This is a genomic window from Lentzea miocenica, assembly GCF_033949945.1.
Lineage (GTDB): Bacteria > Actinomycetota > Actinomycetes > Mycobacteriales > Pseudonocardiaceae > Lentzea > Lentzea miocenica.
Genome location: NZ_JAXAVW010000046.1, coordinates 43902 through 62915 on the forward strand (window position 1 = coordinate 43902; position 19014 = coordinate 62915).

Here is a 19014-nt window from a genome sequence, read left to right on the forward strand (position 1 = left end):
GCCTGACGTCAGCTGCGGGCTGCGTAGGCGGTGACCTCCATGGGCGTTTCGAAGTCGCGGAAGTCGGGCTTGACCCACTCGCGCTTGACCTCGGGAAGCTTCGTCTCGGTGGTGGTGACGGCAACGTTCATGGCGCAACTCCTCGGGTCTCCGGCCTGCGCGCCCGAAGTGGGCACGCGCGGCTCTATTCCGTGGGGCGCGGCGGCGAACCACACGGTATGTCTTCCGCCCCGTCACGGTCTAGACCGTACATAAAGTTACCTAAAGTCATCGGATGGGTTACCCGATCGGCGGATGCGGGCTCGACTACACACCGTGGTTGTATCTGGAGGCCCTCCTCCGTCGCCGCACGACGCGAAAGTTTGAGGGGTCAGCACAATGGGTGCTCGTCGAAGTGCTTACGTCGGCGTCCTCGCACTTGCGGTAGGACTGTCCAGCGGCACGCTGGCGTCCGCGGCCGAGAGCGGCGAAGTCGGCACGATGGCCGTGAAAACCATCGCCAGCGGTCTCAAGCAGGCCTGGAGCATCGACTTCCTGCCGGACGGCACCGGCATCTTCACGCAGAAGGACGCCAAGACCGTCTCCACCATCACCAAGGACGGCAAGGTCACCAAGGTCGGCGACATCCCCGGCGTCTCGGTGACCAAGGAAGCCGGCCTGCTGGGCATCGCGGTGTCGCCCTCGTACGCCGCGGACAAGACGCTCTTCCTCTACTACACCACCGGGAACGACAACCGGATCGCCACGTGGCAGATCGGTGGCGGCGCCCCGAAGCCCATCGTCACCGGAATTCCGCGCGGCTCGCAGTTCCACCACGGCGGCCGCATCAAGTTCGGTCCGGACGGGTTCCTCTACGCAGGTACCGGTGACGGCCAGAACGGGAACAACGCGCAGAACAAGAACTCCTTGGGCGGCAAGGTCCTGCGCATGACCAAGGACGGCAAGCCCGCGCCGGGCAACCCGTTCAACTCGCTCGTCTACTCCTACGGCCACCGCAACGTGCAGGGCCTGACCTGGGTCGGCAGCCAGCTCTACATCTCCGACATCGGCGCCAGCAAGGTCGACGAGCTCAACAAGATCGACGCCGGCAAGAACTACGGCTGGCCGACCTGCGAGGGCTCCTGCGGCACCGCGGGCATGACCAATCCGGTCAAGCAGTGGCCGACCTCGCAGGCCACCCCGTCCGGCCTCACCACCTACAAGGGCATGCTCTACATGGCCTCGCTCAAGGGCGGCACGTTCAAGATCAACACCAGCGGTGCGGGCGGCAAGATCTACACCAACCTCGGTCGCACCCGTGATGAGGTCGCCGGCCCCGACGGTTCACTGTGGGTGATCACGCCTGGCGGCATCCACCTCGCCGACGGCAGCTGACCACACCGGCTCGGCTACCTGAGGTAGTTGAGAACGCCCCTCGCTTCACCCGCTCGGAGGCGAGGGGCGTCCCGGAACATCCGATGACCGTTGTGGGTTACTCCGGCGTGTGATTGGGTAAATACGCCCTGCAACACCGCCGCCGCAGACTAATTCACGAGCGGACCCAAAGGAGAGCACACATGCGTGCTCGTCGTATCGCGGTGGCGGCAGCCTGTACTGCCGTGGCCGCATCCCTCTGCGTGATCCCCGGAGCCTCCGCACAGGACGGCCCGTCGGCACTGGCCGAGCGAACGCTCGCCACGAAGCTGGACATCCCGTGGGACATCGAGTTCCTGCCGGACGGCAGCGGAATCTTCACGGAGCGGGACACCCGCAAGATCAAGAAGATCAAGGGTACGACCGTGACCGAACTGGACACGGTGGAACAGGCCCAGACGACCAACGGTGAGGGCGGCCTGCTGGGCCTCGCCGTGTCGAAGACCTTCGCGACCGACAACTCGGTCTTCATCTACTACTCGACGGCCGGCGACAACCGCATCGCCAAGCTGGCGCTGGGCGGTACGCCGCAGCCGATCGTGACCGGGATTCCCAAGAACCGCTACCACAACGGCGGCGGCCTGGAGTGGGGCCCGGACGGCTTCCTGTGGGCGACCACGGGAGACGGTCAGAACACGAGCAACGCGCAGAACTGGAACTCGTTGGGCGGCAAGGTGTTGCGCTTCGACACCGCGGGCAAGGCCGCTGCCGGCAACCCTCGCGCCGGCAGCGTCGTCTACTCGATCGGCCACCGCAACGTCCAGGGCATCACCTGGGTCGGCACCACCGCGTACGCCACCGAGTTCGGCAACAGTCAGACCGACGAGATCAACAGGATCGAGGCGGGCAAGAACTACGGCTGGCCGACCTGTGAAGGCAACTGCAACACCGCGGGCATGACCAACCCGGTGAAGACGTGGTCCACCAGCCAGGCCGGTCCGGCCGGCATCGGCTACTACAAGAACGCGCTGTACGTCGGCGCGGTCACCGGCAAGCGCGTGTGGAAGATCCCGGTCAACGGCACCTCGCTCGGCACCCCGCAGGCGGTGTTCACCAGCTACGGCCGGGTGCGCGCGGTGACTCCGGCGCCGGACGGCACGTTGTGGCTCGGCACGTCCAACCAGGACGCCAACGGTTCGCCTGGTGCGAACGACGACCGGATCATCTCCACCGACGGATGATCTAGTTGCGCGCTGCGGGCATCCGGCGGAGCTGATCCAGCACCGCCGGATCCTGCAGCTGCATCCACTGGATCACCTCGGTGTAGGTGGCGCACACCGTTTCCGGCTTGTCGCACACGTACTCGAGGAACTGCTCCATCGCCGTGGAGAACGCCGAACCGTTCCACTCGTTGAAGTGGTTGCCGACGACGATCGGCGCGCGGTTGCCGTTCAGCGCGGCGAGGTGCACCGACTTGTAGGTGTCGAAGACGATCTGGGTGAACTCAGCTGCGCGGGCAGGCTCGTCCTTGGCCTGGTTGAGCGAGTACCAGAGGTTGAAGTCCATCATGACGACCTGCTTGCCCAGGCCGGGAACCCGCACCTCGGGCATCGGGAACTCGTACAGTCCGTTTTGGACGGACGGCCACTGCACGCCGAGCGCGACCTTGCTGGTGTCGTAGACGAGGCCGTGCGATGCCATCGCCGGGAAAGCCTGGTCCCAGTTGCCCTCCAGGCACGGCGTCCGTCCACCCCGGACGGCGTCGGCCGGCAGGGTGAACCCGGCGGCGCGGGCCTTGTCCACGATCTGCTTGAACTGGTCGAGCTCCGCGTTCCACGCCGCGGTGTCCCACTTGTCGACCGACGGCTGGCTGCCGCTGGTGCAGAAGTGGCCGTTGTAGTGCGTGCCGATCTCGTGCCCGTCGGCGATCACCTGGTTCAGGTAGCTGATGCGGGCGGCGATGTCCTGCCTGGTGCCACCGAACGAGATGTCCGAGAGACCTCGCTTCAGCCCGGCCGGCGGCTGGTACTGGTTCCCGTCCTGGTCGGCCAGCATGTACACGCCGGACAGCAGACCGGTGACGTGCGCGTTCTTCGCCTTCGCGATCGGCAGGACCTTGTCCCAGTGCTGCTTGGACACCGCGCCGTCGAAGGAGAACAGCACGAACTGCGGCGGCTTCTCGCCAGGCCCGAGCTTGTGCATCCAGGGTTGTTTCTGCAGCTGTTCGGGGGTGGGCGCGGGCACTGTGGGCGTGGGCCCGACGTCCTTGGGCGCCGGCAACCGCGGCGCCATCGGTAAGGGACCGGAATCAGCCTGGTTCTCCGGGTCCTCGTGCGACCCCAAGGTCACCACCATCACAAGAACCAGTACGAGTGCCAGGCCCGTGGTCAACCATCCCCACCGTTTCACACTTAAGGAGACGACTGGTCACCCGAAGGGGTTGCGCGATGAGAGCAACTGGTCACACAACGGGTTCGGCGATCACCACTCGGTTCGCCTCGTAACCCTGCTGCCCGCCGATCCACGTGCCGCCGCAGGTGACCAGGACCAACCGGTGCGGCCCGCGCGGGCCGAAGAACTCGACGGCACGGGCCGGCAGTTCTTCCTTGCGCACGGTCTCGATCTGCTTGATGCGGAACTTGAACTGCTTGCCCGCGCTGTCGGCGATGACGACCTCACGGCCGTTCTGCGCCTGCCACAGCTCGGCGAAGGGGCCCTTGGCGCCCTTCCAGTCGACGTGGCCGGCGAGCACCGTGGCGCCTTCCGCGCCGGCCAGCTCGGCGCCCCACCAGGTGGCCTCGCCGATGCCGTCGGGCACGGGCAGCACGCCGTCCTTGACCTCGCGGCGGACCAGCGTGGCCGAGCCGCCGGAGGGCAGCCGGACCGAGCCGGGACCTGCCTTGGGTGGCGCGGGTTGTTGCGCGGTGGGCTCGGCGGGCATGGCGTTGTTCGTGTTCGCCCCGCCGATCAGCCCGGTGAGGTCGGCACCGCGGCCGGTGCTGAGGCTGTCAGCGACCGGCCCCGGTCCGACCACGGGGATCTCGTCCGCGATCGCGTGCCCCTTGAGGACCGCGGTCTCGGACGTGGTGACCAGCACGCTGGTGGCGGCGACTCCCGCCACCAGCACGCCGGTCAGAAAAGCCTTGGGACTCACTGCCTGCGCCACACCAGGAAGCCTGCCAGCGCCGCACCGAGCAGCACCAGGCCACCCACCGCGAGCATCAGACCCGGACGCAGCTGCGTGTCGAACGAGGCGGTGGCGATCGGCGTCTGACCGTCCGCACCCGCCGGGATCGTGCTCGGCACGACCGGCTTGTTCGGCTTGTTCACCAGTTCGAGCGCGAGCGTCTGCCCGGCCGCGACCGTGCCGCACGCGGCCGGCGGTGCCTTCGGGTCGAAGAACTCCTCATAACCCTTCGGCGCGGCCACCTCGACCAGGCAGATCTCCTGCGGGGTGCGCAGGTCGGGAACGGCCACCGTGCCGTCGGAACCGGTCTGGAGCACCAGCGGCTTGCCGTCGGTGCCGACCAGCGGGGTGTCGTCCTGCTTGACCGCGGGGCTCGTCTGGTCCTTGGCCGTGACGCGCAGCGCGACGCCCGCGATGGACTTCTTGGTCTCGGAGTCGATCTTCGTGATCTTCACGATGCCGGGCGCGGTCTTGGCCTGGCCGTTGGCGGCGGCGTTCAGCTTCTTCTCGCCACCAGTGGTGACCATGCGCTGCATGTTCTCCGTCTGGATCGGGAAGTGCACGACCGGCTTGTCGGCGGGCGAGTCCGCGGTGGCCGCGATCGAGGGCTTGGGGCCGGTCGGGACGATCTTCACGACGGCCGGGCCGCCGTCGGCGCCCGTGGTGGCCTGGCCGGTGGTCTTGCCGTCGGCGAGCGTGGCGTCGGTCAGGGTGAAGGCGATCGGGGCGTTCGTGACGCCCTTGCCGTTGGCCTTGACCAGAGACACGGTCCAGGTGGACTCGGTGCCGATGATCAGCGGTTCCTTCGGGGCGGCGGCGCTGAGCGACCACGGGCCGCGGTTGGCCTCGGCGTCGGACTTCAGGCGCGCGACCGTCTCCATGACGACCGGTGGCAGCTTCGAGGCGTAGAACGCCGTGTCGTAGGCGAGGTGCGCCGCGTCCTTGGCGTCGAGGTTCACCGCGCCGTCGACGGGGGAGGTCCAGGTGTGCAGCAGGTGCGCGAGGGCGGCGGCCTCGTCCGGCGACTTGGTCGTCGAGTAGCGCAGCAGGAGGTAGGAGATGTTCGCCGCGATGTCCGGGGCGAGCGCCTTGCCCGCCTTGGTGAGCAGCGCGTCGCCTTCCTTGTAACCGACGTTGCTGTCCGGCGCGGGCAGTGCGTACTGCACGCACCACACCTGTTTGTCCTGCCAGATGTATGACCCGTGCCACTCGCTACCCGGTGTGGCGTTGGGCTGGAGCCCTGACGCGTTGTGGCCGATGCCCTTGACGCCGACTGCTGTCGCCGTCGCGGGGACGGTCAGGAGCGCGAGCCCCGAAACCATCGCCACGGCGGCCAGACGTTTCCAGCCCATGGTGAATCGTGATCCCCTCTGACCTGTGGTAATCCCGCGCAAGCCTGTCGGTACCCCACATCGGGGGCAAGCCGCCACAAGGGGGCAGTCTGGCGCTACGGAGAGTGTGAACGTGATTGGAATGTGACGGGGCTTACGCACTTTGAGTAGGACACGCCGCGACACGCCGTAGTCTCATAACGCTCCGGAGTTACCGCAGTATTTGCGCACGTGTGATCGTTGTCGGGGGTAAAGTCGCCTTTACCGACGGGGAACCTGGCACGCTGCGTGCTCGTTGTACCCGTGACGGCGTAAAGCAACGCCCCAGGAGGACCAGGTGCGCTCCAGCAGCAACCCGGCTTTCCGTAACCTGCCGACCGGCGGCGGGTACGGAGGCTACGCAGGCTTTGGCCAGCCAGAAGCCGGCTATCAGCAGCAGCCGCCGCCGCTGACCAGCGAGCGGCCCATGACGATCGACGACGTCGTCACCAAGACCGGCATCACGCTCGGCGTGGTGGCCGCGGGTGCCGTCGCCACCTACGTGACCGGCCTGTACGCCCTCGCGTTCCCTGCGGCGATCATCGGTCTCGTGCTCGCGCTGATCATCATGTTCAAGCGCGTCCCGAGCCCGCCGCTCGTGCTGGCGTACGCCGTCGCCGAGGGCGTGTTCCTCGGTGGCATCAGCTACATCATCGGCCGCGCGCTCGACAACGTGGTGCCCGGCAACGGCATCGCGGTGATCGGCCAGGCCGTGATCGGCACGCTCGGCGTGTTCTTCGGCATGCTCGTGGTCTACAAGACCGGCGCGATCCGCGTCACCCCGAAGTTCACCAAGTGGATCACCGGCGCCATCATCGGCGTCGGCGTGCTGATGCTCTTCAACCTGATCCTGAGCTTCTTCAACGGTGGCGGCGGCATCGGCATCCGCTCCGGCGGCACGATCGCCATCATCTTCAGCCTCGTCTGCATCGGCTTGGCGGCGTTCAGCTTCCTGATCGACTTCGACGCGGCGGACCAGGCGATCCGGGCCGGCGTGCCGGCCAAGTACGCGTGGCAGATCGCGTTCGGTCTCACCGTCACCCTCGTGTGGCTGTACACCGAGATCCTGCGCCTGCTGTCGTACTTCAACTCGGACTGACGTCAGGGTTTCCCGGAGGGGCGTTCCGCTGCGGCGGGGCGCCCCTCCGGCGTTTGTAGGCTGGAACGCGTGGATCATGCGTACCGCTTGGAGATGGAACCGCCGGCCGTCGACGACTACCTGCGTCTGCGCAAGGAGTCCGGCCTGAGTGCGCGAACGCGCGAGGAAGCCGAGAACGGCATCAACGGCGCGTGGGCGAGCGCATGCGTCATTCACGTGGAATCCGGTGAAACCGTCGGCATGGGACGCGTGCTCGGTGATGGCGGCTGGTACTTCCACATCATCGACATGGCGGTGTTGCCCGACCATCAACGCAAAGGCATCGGCGACGCGATCATGGCCGCGTTGCTGAAGCGCATAGGCGAAGTGGCGCCGAACGCGTACGTCAACCTGCTGGCCGACCCGCCCGGCCGTCGGCTTTACGAGCGGCACGGATTCGTCGAGAGCGCACCGGTCTCGGTCGGCATGAAACGGGCTTAGGCCCGCCAGCGCACGTCCGGGATCTCGGTGCCCACCTTGATCAGGCAGGTCGTGCAAAGGGCGCCCACCTGGGCCCGCGACACCCGTTCATCAGGCACGGAGTGTTCGCAGACGGCCTCGTAAAAGCTGCGCGCGTCGTTGGCTTGGTCGAGGGAGAAAGCATGGCATTGCAGGTCGTATTCGCTTTGCCACCACACGTACGGCATGTCCGACCCTCCTTGCTCAACGGTAGGGACGGACTTCCCCTCGCCGGATGACGCCGTTGCGCGACGATTCATCTCATCGGCAGAAAGGGGGCAGGCAAGTAGCTCCGTTCGGGTGAAGCGGAGCTACTTGCAAGCGTCAATTTGCAGATCTTGAGCGGAAATTCCAACTCAGCTGAGGCGCTCGATGACCATCGCCATGCCCTGACCACCGCCGACGCACATGGTCTCCAGGCCGAACTGCTTGTCGTGGAACTGCAGCGAATTGATCAAGGTCGTGGTGATGCGCGCGCCGGTCATGCCGAACGGGTGACCGACGGCAATTGCGCCACCATTCACGTTCAAACGATCCAAATCGATTCCGAGGTCCTGGTAGGACGGAATCACCTGGGCGGCGAACGCCTCGTTGATCTCCACGAGGTCGATGTCGGAAACCGACAACCCGGCCAGGGCCAGTGCGCGCTTCGACGCCTCCACCGGGCCGAGGCCCATGATCTCCGGCGACAGGCCGGAGACGCCCGTGGACACGATCCGGGCGAGCGGCGTGATGCCGAGTTCGCGCGCCTTCGTGTCGGACATGATCACGAGGGCCGCGGCACCGTCGTTCAAAGGACAGCAGTTGCCGGCGTTGATGCGGCCGTCGGGGCGGAAGACCGGCTTCAGCTGGGAAACGGCCTCGTACGTCACGCCGGCGCGCGGGCCGTCGTCGGAAGAGACGACCGTGCCGTCGGGCAGCGTCACCGGGGTGATCTCGCGGGCCCAGAAGCCGTCGGCGATGGCCTTCTCGGCGAGGTTCTGCGAGCGGACGCCGAACTCGTCCATCTCCTGGCGCGAGACGCCCTTGAGCAGCGCCAGGTTCTCGGCGGTCTGGCCCATCGGGATGTAGACGTCCGGCACGACGTCCAGCGAACGCGGGTCGACCCACTCCGAAGCGCCCGAAGTGGCGGTGGCGACCGTGCGCGCCTCGGCGTCGCCGAAGAGCGGGTTGTGCGTGTCCGGCCACGAGTCGGAGCTGCCCTTGGCGAACCGCGACACCATCTCGACGCCGGCCGAGATGAACACGTCGCCCTCGCCCGCCTTGATGGCGTGCAGGGCCATGCGCGTGGTCTGCAGCGAAGAAGCGCAGTACCGCGTGACGGTCGTGCCGGGCAGCGAGTCCTGGCCGAGCAGCACGGACACGACGCGCGCCATGTTGAAGCCCTGCTCGCCGCCGGGCAGGCCGCAGCCGAGCATCAGGTCGTCGATCTGCGCGGGGTCGAGCTGCGGCACCTTGTCCAGCGCCGCCTGCACCATCCGTGCGGCCAGGTCGTCCGGGCGCAGGTCCTTCAGGGAGCCCTTGCCCGCCCGGCCGATGGGGGAGCGGGCGGCGGAGACGATCACGGCCTCAGGCATCACGAAACTCCTCGTTGAGAGTCAAGGTTGCCGTCGAGCCTAGTTAACGCCCGCTCACCCCGGCCAGCGCACGTGACGAGAATTCCGGAACTCACGCGTGCCGTCTTTGCAGCCATCCGGGCAGGCGTGACGGCCGCACGGCCAGGGCGGCCGCCGATCGCACCGGCAACGCGGGCGCGATCCAGACCGACCACAGTCCCGCGACCTGGCACAACGGTGCCAGCAGCACGCCGGCCGCTGCCTCGTAGCCGGCCGCGCTGGGGTGAAAGCGGTCCGAGCTGAACATGTCGACGTGCCGTGCCATGAACTCGGGCGCCAGCAGGTTGCCCAGCGACACCGGCACGCCACCCGCCCGCGACACCTCGGCGGTCTGCGCCGCCGCCAGCCGCACGCTGTACTGGTGCCCGATCATCCGCAACGGCTGGGGGATCGGCCGCACGATCCCGAGGTCGGGGCAGGTCCCGACGACGACACCGCACCCGGCGGCGCGCAACCTCCGCACCTGCTCGCCCAGCAGCGAAGCGGACTCGCGGACGCCCATCTTCGACGTCACGTCGTTCGCACCGATGATGATCAGCGCCACCTGGGGCGCGTCCTGCACGGCCGCGTCGACCTGCGGCACCAGGTCGCGCGTGGTCGAGCCGCTGATGGCGTAGGTGGACAGGCGCACGGGCCGTTCGGCCTCCTCGGCCAGCGCGCCGGCCAGCAGCACACCCGGCATCTGCGAGGGATGCGTCACACCGACGCCCACCGCCATCGAGTCGCCGAGCACCGCCAGCCGCAGCGGATCGCTGCCGTCGTCCCGGTAGACGCCGTCCGGTGCGGGCCACAGGTGCTCCAGCACGCCGATGGCCGTCCGAGCACGTCTGCCCTGCTCGTTCAGCAACCCGACCAGCGCGCCCGAGAGACCTCCGAGCGTCGCGGCGGTCATCGCCACCGCTCGCAGTGTCCTCAGTCCGATCATCCGCAACACCCCCTTTCCAGGGGAATCGTCGGTTCCGCTGTTCGAATTAGCCTCCGCAGCGACTAGAGCTAGGCTTCGTTCCGCTATCTCGAAGAGTGGGAGTGGGGAGTAGTCCGGTGGAGTACGTCGAGCACGTCGTCGATCTGGTCGGCAACACGCCGTTGGTGAAGCTCAACTCCCTGACCACGGGAATCAAGGCCACGGTGCTGGCCAAGGTCGAGTACCTGAACCCCGGCGGCAGCGTGAAGGACCGCATCGCGCTGCGCATGGTCGAGGCCGCGGAGAAGTCCGGCGAGCTTCAGCCAGGAGGCACGATCGTCGAGCCGACCTCCGGCAACACCGGAGTCGGGCTCGCGCTGGTCGCCCAGCGCAAGGGCTACAAGTGCGTGTTCGTGTGCCCCGACAAGGTCAGCGAGGACAAGCGCAACGTCCTCAAGGCCTACGGCGCCGAGGTCGTGGTGTGCCCGACCGCCGTCGCGCCCGAGCACCCGGACTCGTACTACAACGTCTCCGACCGGCTGGTCCGCGAGATCCCCGGCGCGTGGAAGCCGGACCAGTACTCGAACCCCGAGAACCCGGCGAGCCACTACCACCAGACCGGCCCCGAGATCTGGCGCCAGACCGCAGGCAAGATCACGCACTTCGTCGCGGGCGTCGGCACCGGCGGCACGATCTCCGGCACCGGCCGCTACCTCAAGGAGGTCTCGGACGGCGCCGTGCAGGTCATCGGCGCGGACCCGGAAGGCTCCGTCTACTCCGGCGGCACCGGCCGCCCGTACCTCGTCGAGGGCGTCGGTGAGGACTTCTGGCCGGAGGCCTACGACAAGACCATCTGCGACCAGATCGTCGAGGTCTCGGACGCGGACTCGTTCGACGTCACCCGCCGCCTCGCCCGCGAGGAGGGCCTGCTGGTCGGCGGTTCCTGCGGGATGGCGGCCGCCGCGGCGTTGCGCGTCGCGAGGGACCTGCCGGAAGACGCCGTCGTGGTCGTGATCCTCCCCGACGGTGGCCGCGGCTACCTGTCCAAGGTCTTCAACGACCGCTGGATGGCGTCCTACGGCTTCCTCCCGCCGGACTCGACCGGCGCGACCGTCGGCGACGTGCTGCGGCGCAAGGGCGGCATGCTCCCCGACCTGGTCCACGCGCACCCGAACGAGACCGTCGGTGACGCGGTCGCGATCCTGCGCGAGTTCGGTGTCTCGCAGATGCCGGTCGTCAACGCCGAGCCGCCCATCATGGCCGCAGAGGTCGCCGGCGCGGTCAACGAGCGCGACCTGCTCGACGCGCTGTTCACCGGCAAGGCCCAGCTGTCGGACCGGCTCGACAAGCACATGTCGCCGCCGCTACCCACGCTCGGCGCCGGTGAGCCCGTCGGAATCGCCATGAACGCGCTCTCGAACGCGGACGCGGCCCTCGTCCTGGAGGACGGAAAGCCTGCCGGAGTCGTAACTCGGCAGGACATTCTGGGGTTCTTGGCTGGTCGCTGAGCGTAGAGGCGGGTGCGTCCGATAGCGTGACGCCCCAGATCATCATCAGTCTTACTCGTACACGGCCCAGCCAAGGGGGTTGGAAACCGGATGAACGCTCCGCAGCCGCCAGGAAACCAGTTCGGCGGTCAGCCGCAGCAGGAGCCCAACGCGGACGCCACGCAGATCGTCCCGGGAGGTGGCCAGCCGTCCGCGGCGAACCCGAACCCGGACGCGACGCAGGTCGTCTCGCCTGGTCAGGCACCCGCCGCACCGCAGCACAACGCGGACGCCACCCAGGTCGTCAGCCCCGGACAGGTGCCGCCGTCGGCAGCCCCCGGTTCGGGTGGCTTCCCGGCACAGGGACCCGGCTCTGGCGGGTTCCCCGCCCAGCAGCCGCCGCCCCCGTACGGCGCTCCGCAGCAGCAGCCCTACGGCGCTCCGCAGTCGAACCCGTACGGCCAGCCACAGCAGCAGCCCTACGGCCAGCCGCAGCAGCAGCAGCCCTACGGTCAGCCGCAGCAGCCTTACGGTGCTCCGCAGTCGAACCCGTACGGCCAGCCGCAGCAGCAGTACGGCCAGCCCGCGTACGGTGGCGCGCCCGCCGGTTACGGCATGGTTCCGCCGCCGCCCACGGGCTACGCGGAGTGGGGCTCGCGCTTCGTCGGCTACCTGATCGACATCGCGGCGCCCTCGGTCGTCGCGACGATCCTGTACTACATCATCGTGGGCATCGCGGTCGGCGCTGACGCTCCCGGCATCCTCTTCCTGGGTGCGCTGGTGTGGCTGGCGAACTTCGGCTTCATCATCTGGAACACGGTGATCAAGCAGGGGCAGACCGGTCAGTCGATCGGCAAGAAGATCGCGAAGATCAAGCTGGTCTCCGAGGAGACCATGCAGCCGCTCGGCGGCGGTACGACGTTCGTGCGCCAGCTGTGCCACGTCGTCGACGCCCTGCCGTGCTACGCGGGCTTCTTCGCCCCGTTGTGGGAGCCCAAGAAGCAGACCTGGGCGGACAAGATCATGAAGTCCATCGTGATCAACGCCCCGGAGACCGCGTCGCCGTACGGCGGCACCGGTGGCTACCCGCAGCAGCCGGGCACCGGCGGTTACCCGCAGCAGCAGCCCCCGCAGCAGGGTGGCTACGGCCAGCCGCCGCAGCAGGGTTACGGACAGCAGCAGCAGCAGGGTTGGTGAACCCTCAGCAGCCGTACCAGCCCCCGGTCACTTCCCAGTGGCCGGGGGCTGGCCCGTTTCCTGGGCCTCGTCCTTCTGGTGCGACGGGTGTTCTCGGTGGCCTGCTGGCCCTCGTGGCAGGCCTGGCGCTGTTGATCGGCATGATCTGGCAGCTCACCGAGATGGGGCGGATCGTCTCGGTGGCCTTCCAGGTCTTCCAGTTCCAGCTGGCCCTGGGGGTGCAGGGACTCGCGGTGGTGCTGCTGATGGCGGGCGGTGCGTTGCTGTGCCTGCGGGTGGGCCTCGGCCGGTTCCTGATCCCCGCGGGCACGGTGCTCCTGCTGGTGCAGGTGGGCCTGACCGCGGCCGACGTGACCGGGTTCATCAGCACGGTGGCGGTGTTCCACGCGATCGGCCTGCAGGACGTCGTGATGCTCACGCTCCTGTTCGCACTGGCCGGTTCACTGCTTGGACTCTTGCCGTCGACCGCCAGATGGGTGAGTACCCTTCGGACATGAGCACCCCATACGGCTTCGCCACCAGGGCGATCCACGCCGGTCAGGACCCGGACCCGACCACGGGTGCGGTGAACGTGCCCATCTATGCGACGTCCACGTACGCCCAGGACGGCGTGGGCGGGCTGCGTGAGGGCTTCGAGTACTCGCGCACCGGCAACCCGACCCGCCGCGCGCTGGAGACCTGCCTCGCCTCGCTCGAACGCGGGCGTTTCGGCCGTGCGTTCTCCTCCGGCATGGGTGCGACGGACGCGGCGCTGCGCACGTTCCTCAGGCCGGGCGACCACATCGTCATCCCGAACGACGCCTACGGCGGCACGTTCCGGCTGATCGACAAGGTCTTCTCGCAGTGGGGCGTCACCCACTCGCCCGCGCCGGTCTCCGACGTGGACGCCATCCGCGCGGCCATCACGCCCGCGACGAAGCTCGTGTGGATCGAGACGCCGACCAACCCGCTGCTGAACATCGGCGACATCGCGGCCATCGCCTCCGTCGCGCACGACGCGGGCGCCAAGCTCGTCGTCGACAACACCTTCGCATCACCCGCCCTGCAGACCCCGCTGGAGCTGGGCGCGGACGTGGTCCTGCACTCGACGACCAAGTACGTCGGCGGCCACTCCGACATCGTGGGCGGCGCCCTCATCACCTCCGACGAGGAGCTCGACGCGGCGTTCGGCTTCCTGCAGAACGGCGCCGGCGCGGTGCCCGGCCCGTTCGACGCCTACCTGACGTTGCGCGGCATCAAGACCCTCGAGCTGCGCATGGAGAAGCACTCCGACAACGCCGAACTGGTTGCCGAGGCCCTCACGCGGCACCCGCGCGTCCGGAAGGTGATCTACCCCGGTCTGGAGTCGCACCCCGGCCACGCCGTCGCGGCCAAGCAGATGCGCCGGTTCGGCGGCATGGTGTCGTTCCTCGTCGAGGGTGGCGAGGCCGCGGCGCTGGAGGTCTGCGCACGGACCAAGCTGTTCACGCTGGCCGAGTCGCTGGGCGGCGTCGAGTCGCTGATCGAGCACCCCGGGAAGATGACGCACGCGTCGACCGCCGGGTCGATGCTGGAGGTGCCGGCGGACCTGGTGCGCGTGTCGGTGGGCATCGAGTCCGGTGACGACCTGGTGGCCGACCTGATCGAGGCGCTGGGCTAGTTCCTGACGTGCGAAAGGGCGTCTGCAAGTACCGCCGACTTCGAGTTGGCAGTACTTGCAGACGCCCTCAGCGCGTTATGGCTTCTTGGAGCCGCCGAACCGATCCACGTCCTCGGCCTCGGCCGTCGGCGCCGCCGGAAGGTCGGCGCCGTTGACACAGCCGCCGACGAACTGGATCGAGTCGCCGGTGCGGACGAAGCGGCCGGCCTCGTCGCAGCCGGCGTGCGCCACGGTCAGGAACGCCGCTCCGGTCAGTGCCGCAGCCGTGGTCACGGCTCCGACCAGCGGAATCACTGCGGCCACGCGTCGTACGAGTGCCATGCCACCTCCCCGCGATGTGAGTCCCCCGTAAGGCAGCCTACCGGGGGATCGCCATCAGAGGTTGCCGCGTCGCTCCTGTTCGCGCTCGATCGCCTCGAAAAGGGCCTTGAAGTTGCCCTTGCCGAAGCCCAGCGAGCCGTGGCGCTCGATCAGTTCGTAGAAGACGGTCGGGCGGTCGCCGATCGGCTTGGTGAAGATCTGCAGCAGGTAGCCGTCCTCGTCGCGGTCGACCAGGATGCGGTGTTCCTTCAGCGTTTCGATCGGCACGCGGACCTCGCCGATGCGGGCACGCAGCTCCGGGTCGTCGTAGTAGGAGTCCGGCGTGTCCAGGAACTCCACGCCCGCGTCGCGCATGGCCGTGACGGTCTTGATGATGTCGTTGGTCGCCAGCGCGATGTGCTGCACGCCCGCGCCCTCGTAGAACTCGAGGTACTCGTCGATCTGCGACTTCTTCTTCGCGACCGCCGGCTCGTTCAGCGGGAACTTGACGCGGTGGTTGCCGTTCGAGACGACCTTGGACATCAGCGCCGAGTAGTCGGTGGCGATGTCGTCGCCGATGAACTCCGCCATGTTCACGAAGCCCATGACGCGGTTGTACCACTCGACCCAGTAGTCCATCTTGCCGAGCTCGACGTTGCCGACGCAGTGGTCGACGGCCTGGAACAGGCGCTTCGGAGCACCCTCGGGGCGCTTCACGGAGGAAGTCCTGGCCACGTAGCCGGGCAGGTAGGGGCCCTTGTACTTGGAACGGTCCACGAGCGTGTGGCGAGTCTCGCCGTAGGTCGCGATGGCCGCGAGACGCACCGTGCCGTGCTCGTCCGACACGTCGTGCGGCTCTTCCAGCACGGTCGCGCCCTGTGCGCGTGCGTGCTTGATGCACTGGTCGACATCGCCGACCTCCAGCGCCAGGTCGATCACGCCGTCGCCGTGGCGGCGGTGGTGGTCGAGGAGCTCGGAGCCGGGCAGCACGCCGCCGTGGATCACGAAGCGGGCCGAGCCCGACTTCAGCACGAACGACTTGTGGGAGCGCTGACCGGTCTCGGGGCCCGCGTAGGCCACGAGCTCCATGCCGAACGCCACCTGGTAGAGCCAGGCGGTCTGGGTGGCGTTGCCCGCGACGAACACCACGGCGTCCATGGAGCGCACGGGGAAGGGGTCCTTGGTTGCGTCGTAGTCGACCAACCCCACGAGCTGCCGGAGCTGGTCGTAGCTCACGTCGTCAAGCTGCTGCGTCATGCTCCACAGCATGATTCGACCTAGCAGGGTGAGCAACAGTCAGCGATTTTGCTGCGCAGTTTGTATAGTGATCTGTGGTCAACGATCAGCAGAGTGAGCACTCTGACCAGCCAGTCGACGAACTGGACGCGCGGCTGCTGTTGCTGCTCACCGACGAGCCGCGGCTCGGCGTCCTCGAATGCTCGCGCCGGCTGGGGGTCGCGCGGGGAACCGTGCAGGCCCGGCTGGACCGGTTGGTCGACCGCGGCGTGCTCACCGGGTTCCCGCCGGCGCTCGACCTCGGCGCGATGGGCTACGGGCTGACGGCGTTCGCGACGGTCGAGATCGCGCAGGGCCGGCGAGCCGAAGTGTGCGAGGGGCTGGCCGCGATCAGCGAGGTGTGCGAGGTGCACGCGACGACCGGCCAGGGCGATCTCTTCGTGAGAATGGTCGCCAGGTCGAACGCGGACCTGCAGCGCGTGGTCGATCACATCGTGGACGTGCCGCACGTGCGGCGACTCTCCACGTCGATCGCGCTCTCCACGCCCGTGCCCCCACGCGTGCGGCCGCTCCTGGAACGCGTGAAGGGGCGGCCACCGAGGTGACCGCCCCTTCGTACGTTTGTGGCGTGACTACGACTGGTAAGGAACCGCGGAGATCAGCGTGACCTTCTGCTGCTTGCCGTTGGGCAGCTCGTAGGACACGGTCTCGCCGTCCTTCGCGCCGTTCAGTGCCTTGCCGAGCGGCGACAGCGGGGAGTAGACCTCCATCTCGCCGTGCGCGCCCTCTTCGCGGGTCGCCAGCAGGAAGGTCTCGGCCTCGTCGTCGCCTTCGTAGCGGATCGTGAGCACCGTGCCCGGCGCCGCGACACCCTTCGTGGTGGGAGCCTCGCCGACCTTGGCGGCCTGGAGCAGCTCGTGCAGCTGGCGGATGCGCGCCTCCTGCTTGCCCTGCTCCTCGCGAGCCGCGTGGTAGCCACCGTTCTCGCGGAGGTCGCCCTCTTCGCGGCGAGCGTTGATCTCGGCAGCCATGACCGGGCGGTACGCGATAAGTTCGTCCAGCTCAGCCTTGAGCCGGTCGTAGGCCTCCTGGGTCAGCCAGGTCACCTGGGTGTCGCTCACGGTCACCAACTCCTCGTCTTGCTCTGGTGCACACGTGTCACCAGATAGTTCCCGGGCCGTGGGCCCGGAACGGAAAAACACGGCCCGCGCCGGGGCCGTGCTTGAGCGGCAATAGTAACACGGAGACAACGCTCAGCGACGGCGATTTGTTCCCCATCTCGCCGTTTAAACCGCAGATCACCCGCTTGGCCGCTAGCTCGTGGACAAGTAGGGGGGAACCTGGTAGGAGCACCCGAAGACCTCGCCGGTGACCGGCGGCTTCGAGGTGCGGAGAACTGTTGTCTCGACGACGAGGGCATTTCCCGGCGGGACCAGAACTTCGCGTCTGCCCGCTTCGTCCCCGTCCTTGGATCGGGCCCGAATGATGCAGACAGCCGCACGCTCTGGTTGATCTCGGGAAACCTCGAAACTGACCTGTACGCGGTCGTCGCCGAGGAAGTTGAACGCGGTCTGCTTGGCCTCGATCGGCTTTGTGCCGAGATTTCGGTAACCCACGAAGGCGACCAGGGCACCCACCGCCACCGCTACAGCGAGTAACGCCCAGCGCGTCCACCTGGACAGCGGCTTGCGACCCGTTTTGCTGTAGCGCCCCTCAGGAAGCGCGCGCTGTGCCACTTCTCCGCGCCCTCCTCGGACTCTGGGGAACAATGGTGCCCGGCGTTCAGTTGATGAGTGTCGCAGGACCGTTGACACAGGAGGACCACGGGGGTCATGGCCGAAAAGCTGCGCCTTATGGCAGTGCACGCACATCCCGACGACGAGTCGAGCAAGGGCGCGGCCTCGATGGCTCGCTACATCGCCGAAGGGCACGACGTGATGGTCGTGACCTGTACCGACGGTGGCGCGGGCAGCATCCTCAACCCGGCGATGGACAGGCCGGACGTGCTCGAGAACATCATCGAGGTCCGCCGGGAGGAAATGGCCCGCGCGGCCAAGATCCTCGGCATCCAGCACCGCTGGCTGGGCTTCAAGGACTCAGGTCTGCCGGAGGGCGACCCGAAGCCGCCGCTGCCAGAGGGCTGCTTCGCCCTCGTGCCGCTGGAGGAGTCGGTGCCGTCCCTCGTAGAAGCGATCAGGGACTTCCGCCCGCACGTCGTGGTGACGTATGACGAAAACGGGGGGTACCCGCACCCGGACCACATCCGCACGCACGAGATCTCGATGGCAGCGCTCGACGCCGCCGCCGACCCGTCGTTCGAGCCCTCGCTGGGCTCGCCGTGGGAGACCCAGAAGGTCTACTACGGGCACGGCTTCTCGCGCGCCAAGCTCCTGGCGTTCCACGAGGCCATGGAAGCCCGCGGCATGGAGTCTCCCTACACCGAATGGCTCGCGAACTGGGACGCCGACCGTCCCGACGTGATGGACCGCGTGACCACGCAGGTCGAGTGCGCGGACTACTTCGACGTCCGCGACGAGGCCCTGAAGGCGCACGCGACCCAGATCGACCCGACCAGCCGCTGGTTCGCGATCCCGATGGACCTGCAGCGCGACGTCTGGCCGACCGAGGAGTACGAACTCGTGCGCTCCCTGGTCGACTCGACGCTGCCGGAGAACGACCTGTTCGCCGGAGTTAAGGTCTAGGGGTGACCCCTTCGCAAGACTTCGACCTCAGCAGCACGGTGGCCATCGTCGCCGTGCAGCCGTCGAACACGAACAACGACAAGGGCGGCCAGGGTGAGGACTTCGGCAAGTCCTCCCCGGTCGGCCTCGTCCTGCTGATCGTCTTCTTCATCGCGGTCTTCTTCCTCGTCAAGTCGATGAACAAGCACCTCAAGCGCGTGCCGGCGTCGTTCGACGAGCCGGTCGAGCCGGGCGCGCCGGTCGAGCCGGTCGCGGCGGCGGAGAAGCCCGCGGAGGGCGCGGCTGAGCCGTCTTCCTCGGCTTCTGCTGAGCCGAAGAAGCGGGACTGAGCGCTCCTCGAAGCAGGACGGAGTGCTCGGCGAAGCAGGACGGAACGCTCCCTCAATTTCAAGATCTCAAGTTGTCCACAGATTGCGGCTCGCTGAC

At 67.8% G+C, this 19014-nt stretch carries 22 protein-coding genes; 11 read left to right on the plus strand and 11 right to left on the minus strand.

Features of this window, described 5'->3' with window-relative positions; genetic code table 11:
- Positions 1-8: 8 nt before the first annotated feature.
- On the minus strand, positions 9-131 hold the full coding sequence (gene pqqA, locus SK803_RS40890; RefSeq protein WP_166045134.1) for a pyrroloquinoline quinone precursor peptide PqqA: 123 nt from the start codon (positions 129-131) through the stop codon (positions 9-11).
- A 247-nt stretch (positions 132-378) separates the two neighbouring features.
- Here pqqA and SK803_RS40895 point away from each other — a divergent pair, with 247 nt between their 5' ends.
- Both SK803_RS40895 and SK803_RS40900 read left to right on the plus strand, forming a co-directional pair.
- The gene (locus SK803_RS40895; RefSeq protein ID WP_319971584.1) at positions 379-1374 is read left to right on the plus strand and encodes a PQQ-dependent sugar dehydrogenase; all 996 of its coding nucleotides are present in this window, start codon (positions 379-381) and stop codon (positions 1372-1374) included.
- A 182-nt stretch (positions 1375-1556) separates the two neighbouring features.
- Positions 1557-2594, plus strand: coding sequence for a PQQ-dependent sugar dehydrogenase (locus SK803_RS40900; RefSeq protein WP_319971585.1), 1038 nt, complete (start codon positions 1557-1559; stop codon positions 2592-2594).
- A gap of 1 nt (position 2595) precedes the next feature.
- Here SK803_RS40900 and SK803_RS40905 read toward each other — a convergent pair whose 3' ends face one another.
- The 3 genes from SK803_RS40905 to SK803_RS40915 form a co-directional block, all read right to left on the minus strand.
- Positions 2596-3708, minus strand: a complete 1113-nt coding sequence (locus SK803_RS40905; protein ID WP_319971586.1) for a polysaccharide deacetylase family protein — start codon at positions 3706-3708, stop codon at positions 2596-2598.
- Positions 3709-3814: 106 nt separating this feature from the next.
- Positions 3815-4519 (minus strand): class F sortase, encoded by a 705-nt coding sequence (locus SK803_RS40910; protein WP_319971587.1) that lies wholly within the window; start codon positions 4517-4519, stop codon positions 3815-3817.
- Positions 4504-5892: an MSCRAMM family protein gene (locus SK803_RS40915; protein WP_319971588.1), complete on the minus strand. Its 1389-nt coding sequence runs from the start codon at positions 5890-5892 to the stop codon at positions 4504-4506. The genes SK803_RS40910 and SK803_RS40915 overlap by 16 nt, the downstream gene beginning before the upstream one ends.
- Positions 5893-6208: 316 nt before the next feature.
- Between SK803_RS40915 and SK803_RS40920 the strand changes: the two genes are divergently transcribed.
- The gene (locus SK803_RS40920) at positions 6209-7009 is read left to right on the plus strand and encodes a Bax inhibitor-1/YccA family protein (protein WP_319971589.1); all 801 of its coding nucleotides are present in this window, start codon (positions 6209-6211) and stop codon (positions 7007-7009) included.
- Between the two features lie 69 nt (positions 7010-7078).
- Entirely contained in the window at positions 7079-7489 is a 411-nt protein-coding gene (locus SK803_RS40925; RefSeq protein ID WP_319971590.1) for a GNAT family N-acetyltransferase, read from the plus strand.
- On the opposite strand, the gene SK803_RS40930 is transcribed toward SK803_RS40925, so the two are convergent.
- The 3 genes from SK803_RS40930 to SK803_RS40940 all read right to left on the minus strand — a co-directional run bounded on the left by SK803_RS40930 (position 7486) and on the right by SK803_RS40940 (position 10048).
- On the minus strand, positions 7486-7695 hold the full coding sequence (locus SK803_RS40930) for a hypothetical protein (RefSeq protein ID WP_319971591.1): 210 nt from the start codon (positions 7693-7695) through the stop codon (positions 7486-7488). The two genes, SK803_RS40925 and SK803_RS40930, sit on opposite strands and share 4 nt — an antisense overlap.
- A gap of 168 nt (positions 7696-7863) precedes the next feature.
- Positions 7864-9084, minus strand: a complete 1221-nt coding sequence (locus tag SK803_RS40935; protein WP_319971592.1) for an acetyl-CoA C-acetyltransferase — start codon at positions 9082-9084, stop codon at positions 7864-7866.
- A 91-nt stretch (positions 9085-9175) separates the two neighbouring features.
- Complete coding sequence (locus SK803_RS40940; protein ID WP_319971593.1) at positions 9176-10048, minus strand: SGNH/GDSL hydrolase family protein; 873 nt, start codon at positions 10046-10048, stop codon at positions 9176-9178.
- A gap of 116 nt (positions 10049-10164) precedes the next feature.
- Between SK803_RS40940 and SK803_RS40945 the strand changes: the two genes are divergently transcribed.
- The 4 genes from SK803_RS40945 (at position 10165) to SK803_RS40960 (ending at position 14350) form a co-directional block, all read left to right on the plus strand.
- Positions 10165-11535, plus strand: a complete 1371-nt coding sequence (locus SK803_RS40945; protein ID WP_319971594.1) for a cystathionine beta-synthase — start codon at positions 10165-10167, stop codon at positions 11533-11535.
- Between the two features lie 90 nt (positions 11536-11625).
- Positions 11626-12711 carry an RDD family protein gene (locus SK803_RS40950; protein WP_319971595.1) on the plus strand — a complete coding sequence of 362 codons (1086 nt, stop codon included), beginning with the start codon at positions 11626-11628 and terminating at the stop codon, positions 12709-12711.
- 113 nt (positions 12712-12824) lie between these two features.
- Entirely contained in the window at positions 12825-13208 is a 384-nt protein-coding gene (locus SK803_RS40955) for a hypothetical protein (protein ID WP_319971596.1), read from the plus strand.
- Positions 13205-14350, plus strand: a complete 1146-nt coding sequence (locus tag SK803_RS40960) for a cystathionine gamma-synthase (protein ID WP_319971597.1) — start codon at positions 13205-13207, stop codon at positions 14348-14350. The genes SK803_RS40955 and SK803_RS40960 overlap by 4 nt, the downstream gene beginning before the upstream one ends.
- Positions 14351-14425: 75 nt before the next feature.
- On the opposite strand, the gene SK803_RS40965 is transcribed toward SK803_RS40960, so the two are convergent.
- Both SK803_RS40965 and hppD read right to left on the minus strand, forming a co-directional pair.
- Positions 14426-14671 (minus strand): hypothetical protein, encoded by a 246-nt coding sequence (locus SK803_RS40965; protein WP_319971598.1) that lies wholly within the window; start codon positions 14669-14671, stop codon positions 14426-14428.
- Positions 14672-14725: 54 nt separating this feature from the next.
- Positions 14726-15907: a 4-hydroxyphenylpyruvate dioxygenase gene (gene hppD, locus SK803_RS40970; RefSeq protein WP_319971599.1), complete on the minus strand. Its 1182-nt coding sequence runs from the start codon at positions 15905-15907 to the stop codon at positions 14726-14728.
- A 74-nt stretch (positions 15908-15981) separates the two neighbouring features.
- Between hppD and SK803_RS40975 the strand changes: the two genes are divergently transcribed.
- Positions 15982-16491 (plus strand): Lrp/AsnC family transcriptional regulator, encoded by a 510-nt coding sequence (locus tag SK803_RS40975; RefSeq protein WP_319971600.1) that lies wholly within the window; start codon positions 15982-15984, stop codon positions 16489-16491.
- A 27-nt stretch (positions 16492-16518) separates the two neighbouring features.
- On the opposite strand, the gene greA is transcribed toward SK803_RS40975, so the two are convergent.
- Positions 16519-17016: a transcription elongation factor GreA gene (gene greA, locus SK803_RS40980; protein WP_319971601.1), complete on the minus strand. Its 498-nt coding sequence runs from the start codon at positions 17014-17016 to the stop codon at positions 16519-16521.
- A 183-nt stretch (positions 17017-17199) separates the two neighbouring features.
- Complete coding sequence (locus SK803_RS40985; RefSeq protein WP_319971602.1) at positions 17200-17622, minus strand: DUF4307 domain-containing protein; 423 nt, start codon at positions 17620-17622, stop codon at positions 17200-17202.
- Between the two features lie 96 nt (positions 17623-17718).
- On the opposite strand from SK803_RS40985, the gene mca reads away from it, so the two are divergent.
- Both mca and SK803_RS40995 read left to right on the plus strand, forming a co-directional pair.
- Positions 17719-18588: a mycothiol conjugate amidase Mca gene (gene mca / locus SK803_RS40990; protein ID WP_319971603.1), complete on the plus strand. Its 870-nt coding sequence runs from the start codon at positions 17719-17721 to the stop codon at positions 18586-18588.
- Positions 18589-18590: 2 nt separating this feature from the next.
- Positions 18591-18917: a hypothetical protein gene (locus SK803_RS40995; protein WP_406601657.1), complete on the plus strand. Its 327-nt coding sequence runs from the start codon at positions 18591-18593 to the stop codon at positions 18915-18917.
- The last annotated feature ends 97 nt before the right edge of the window (positions 18918-19014 follow it).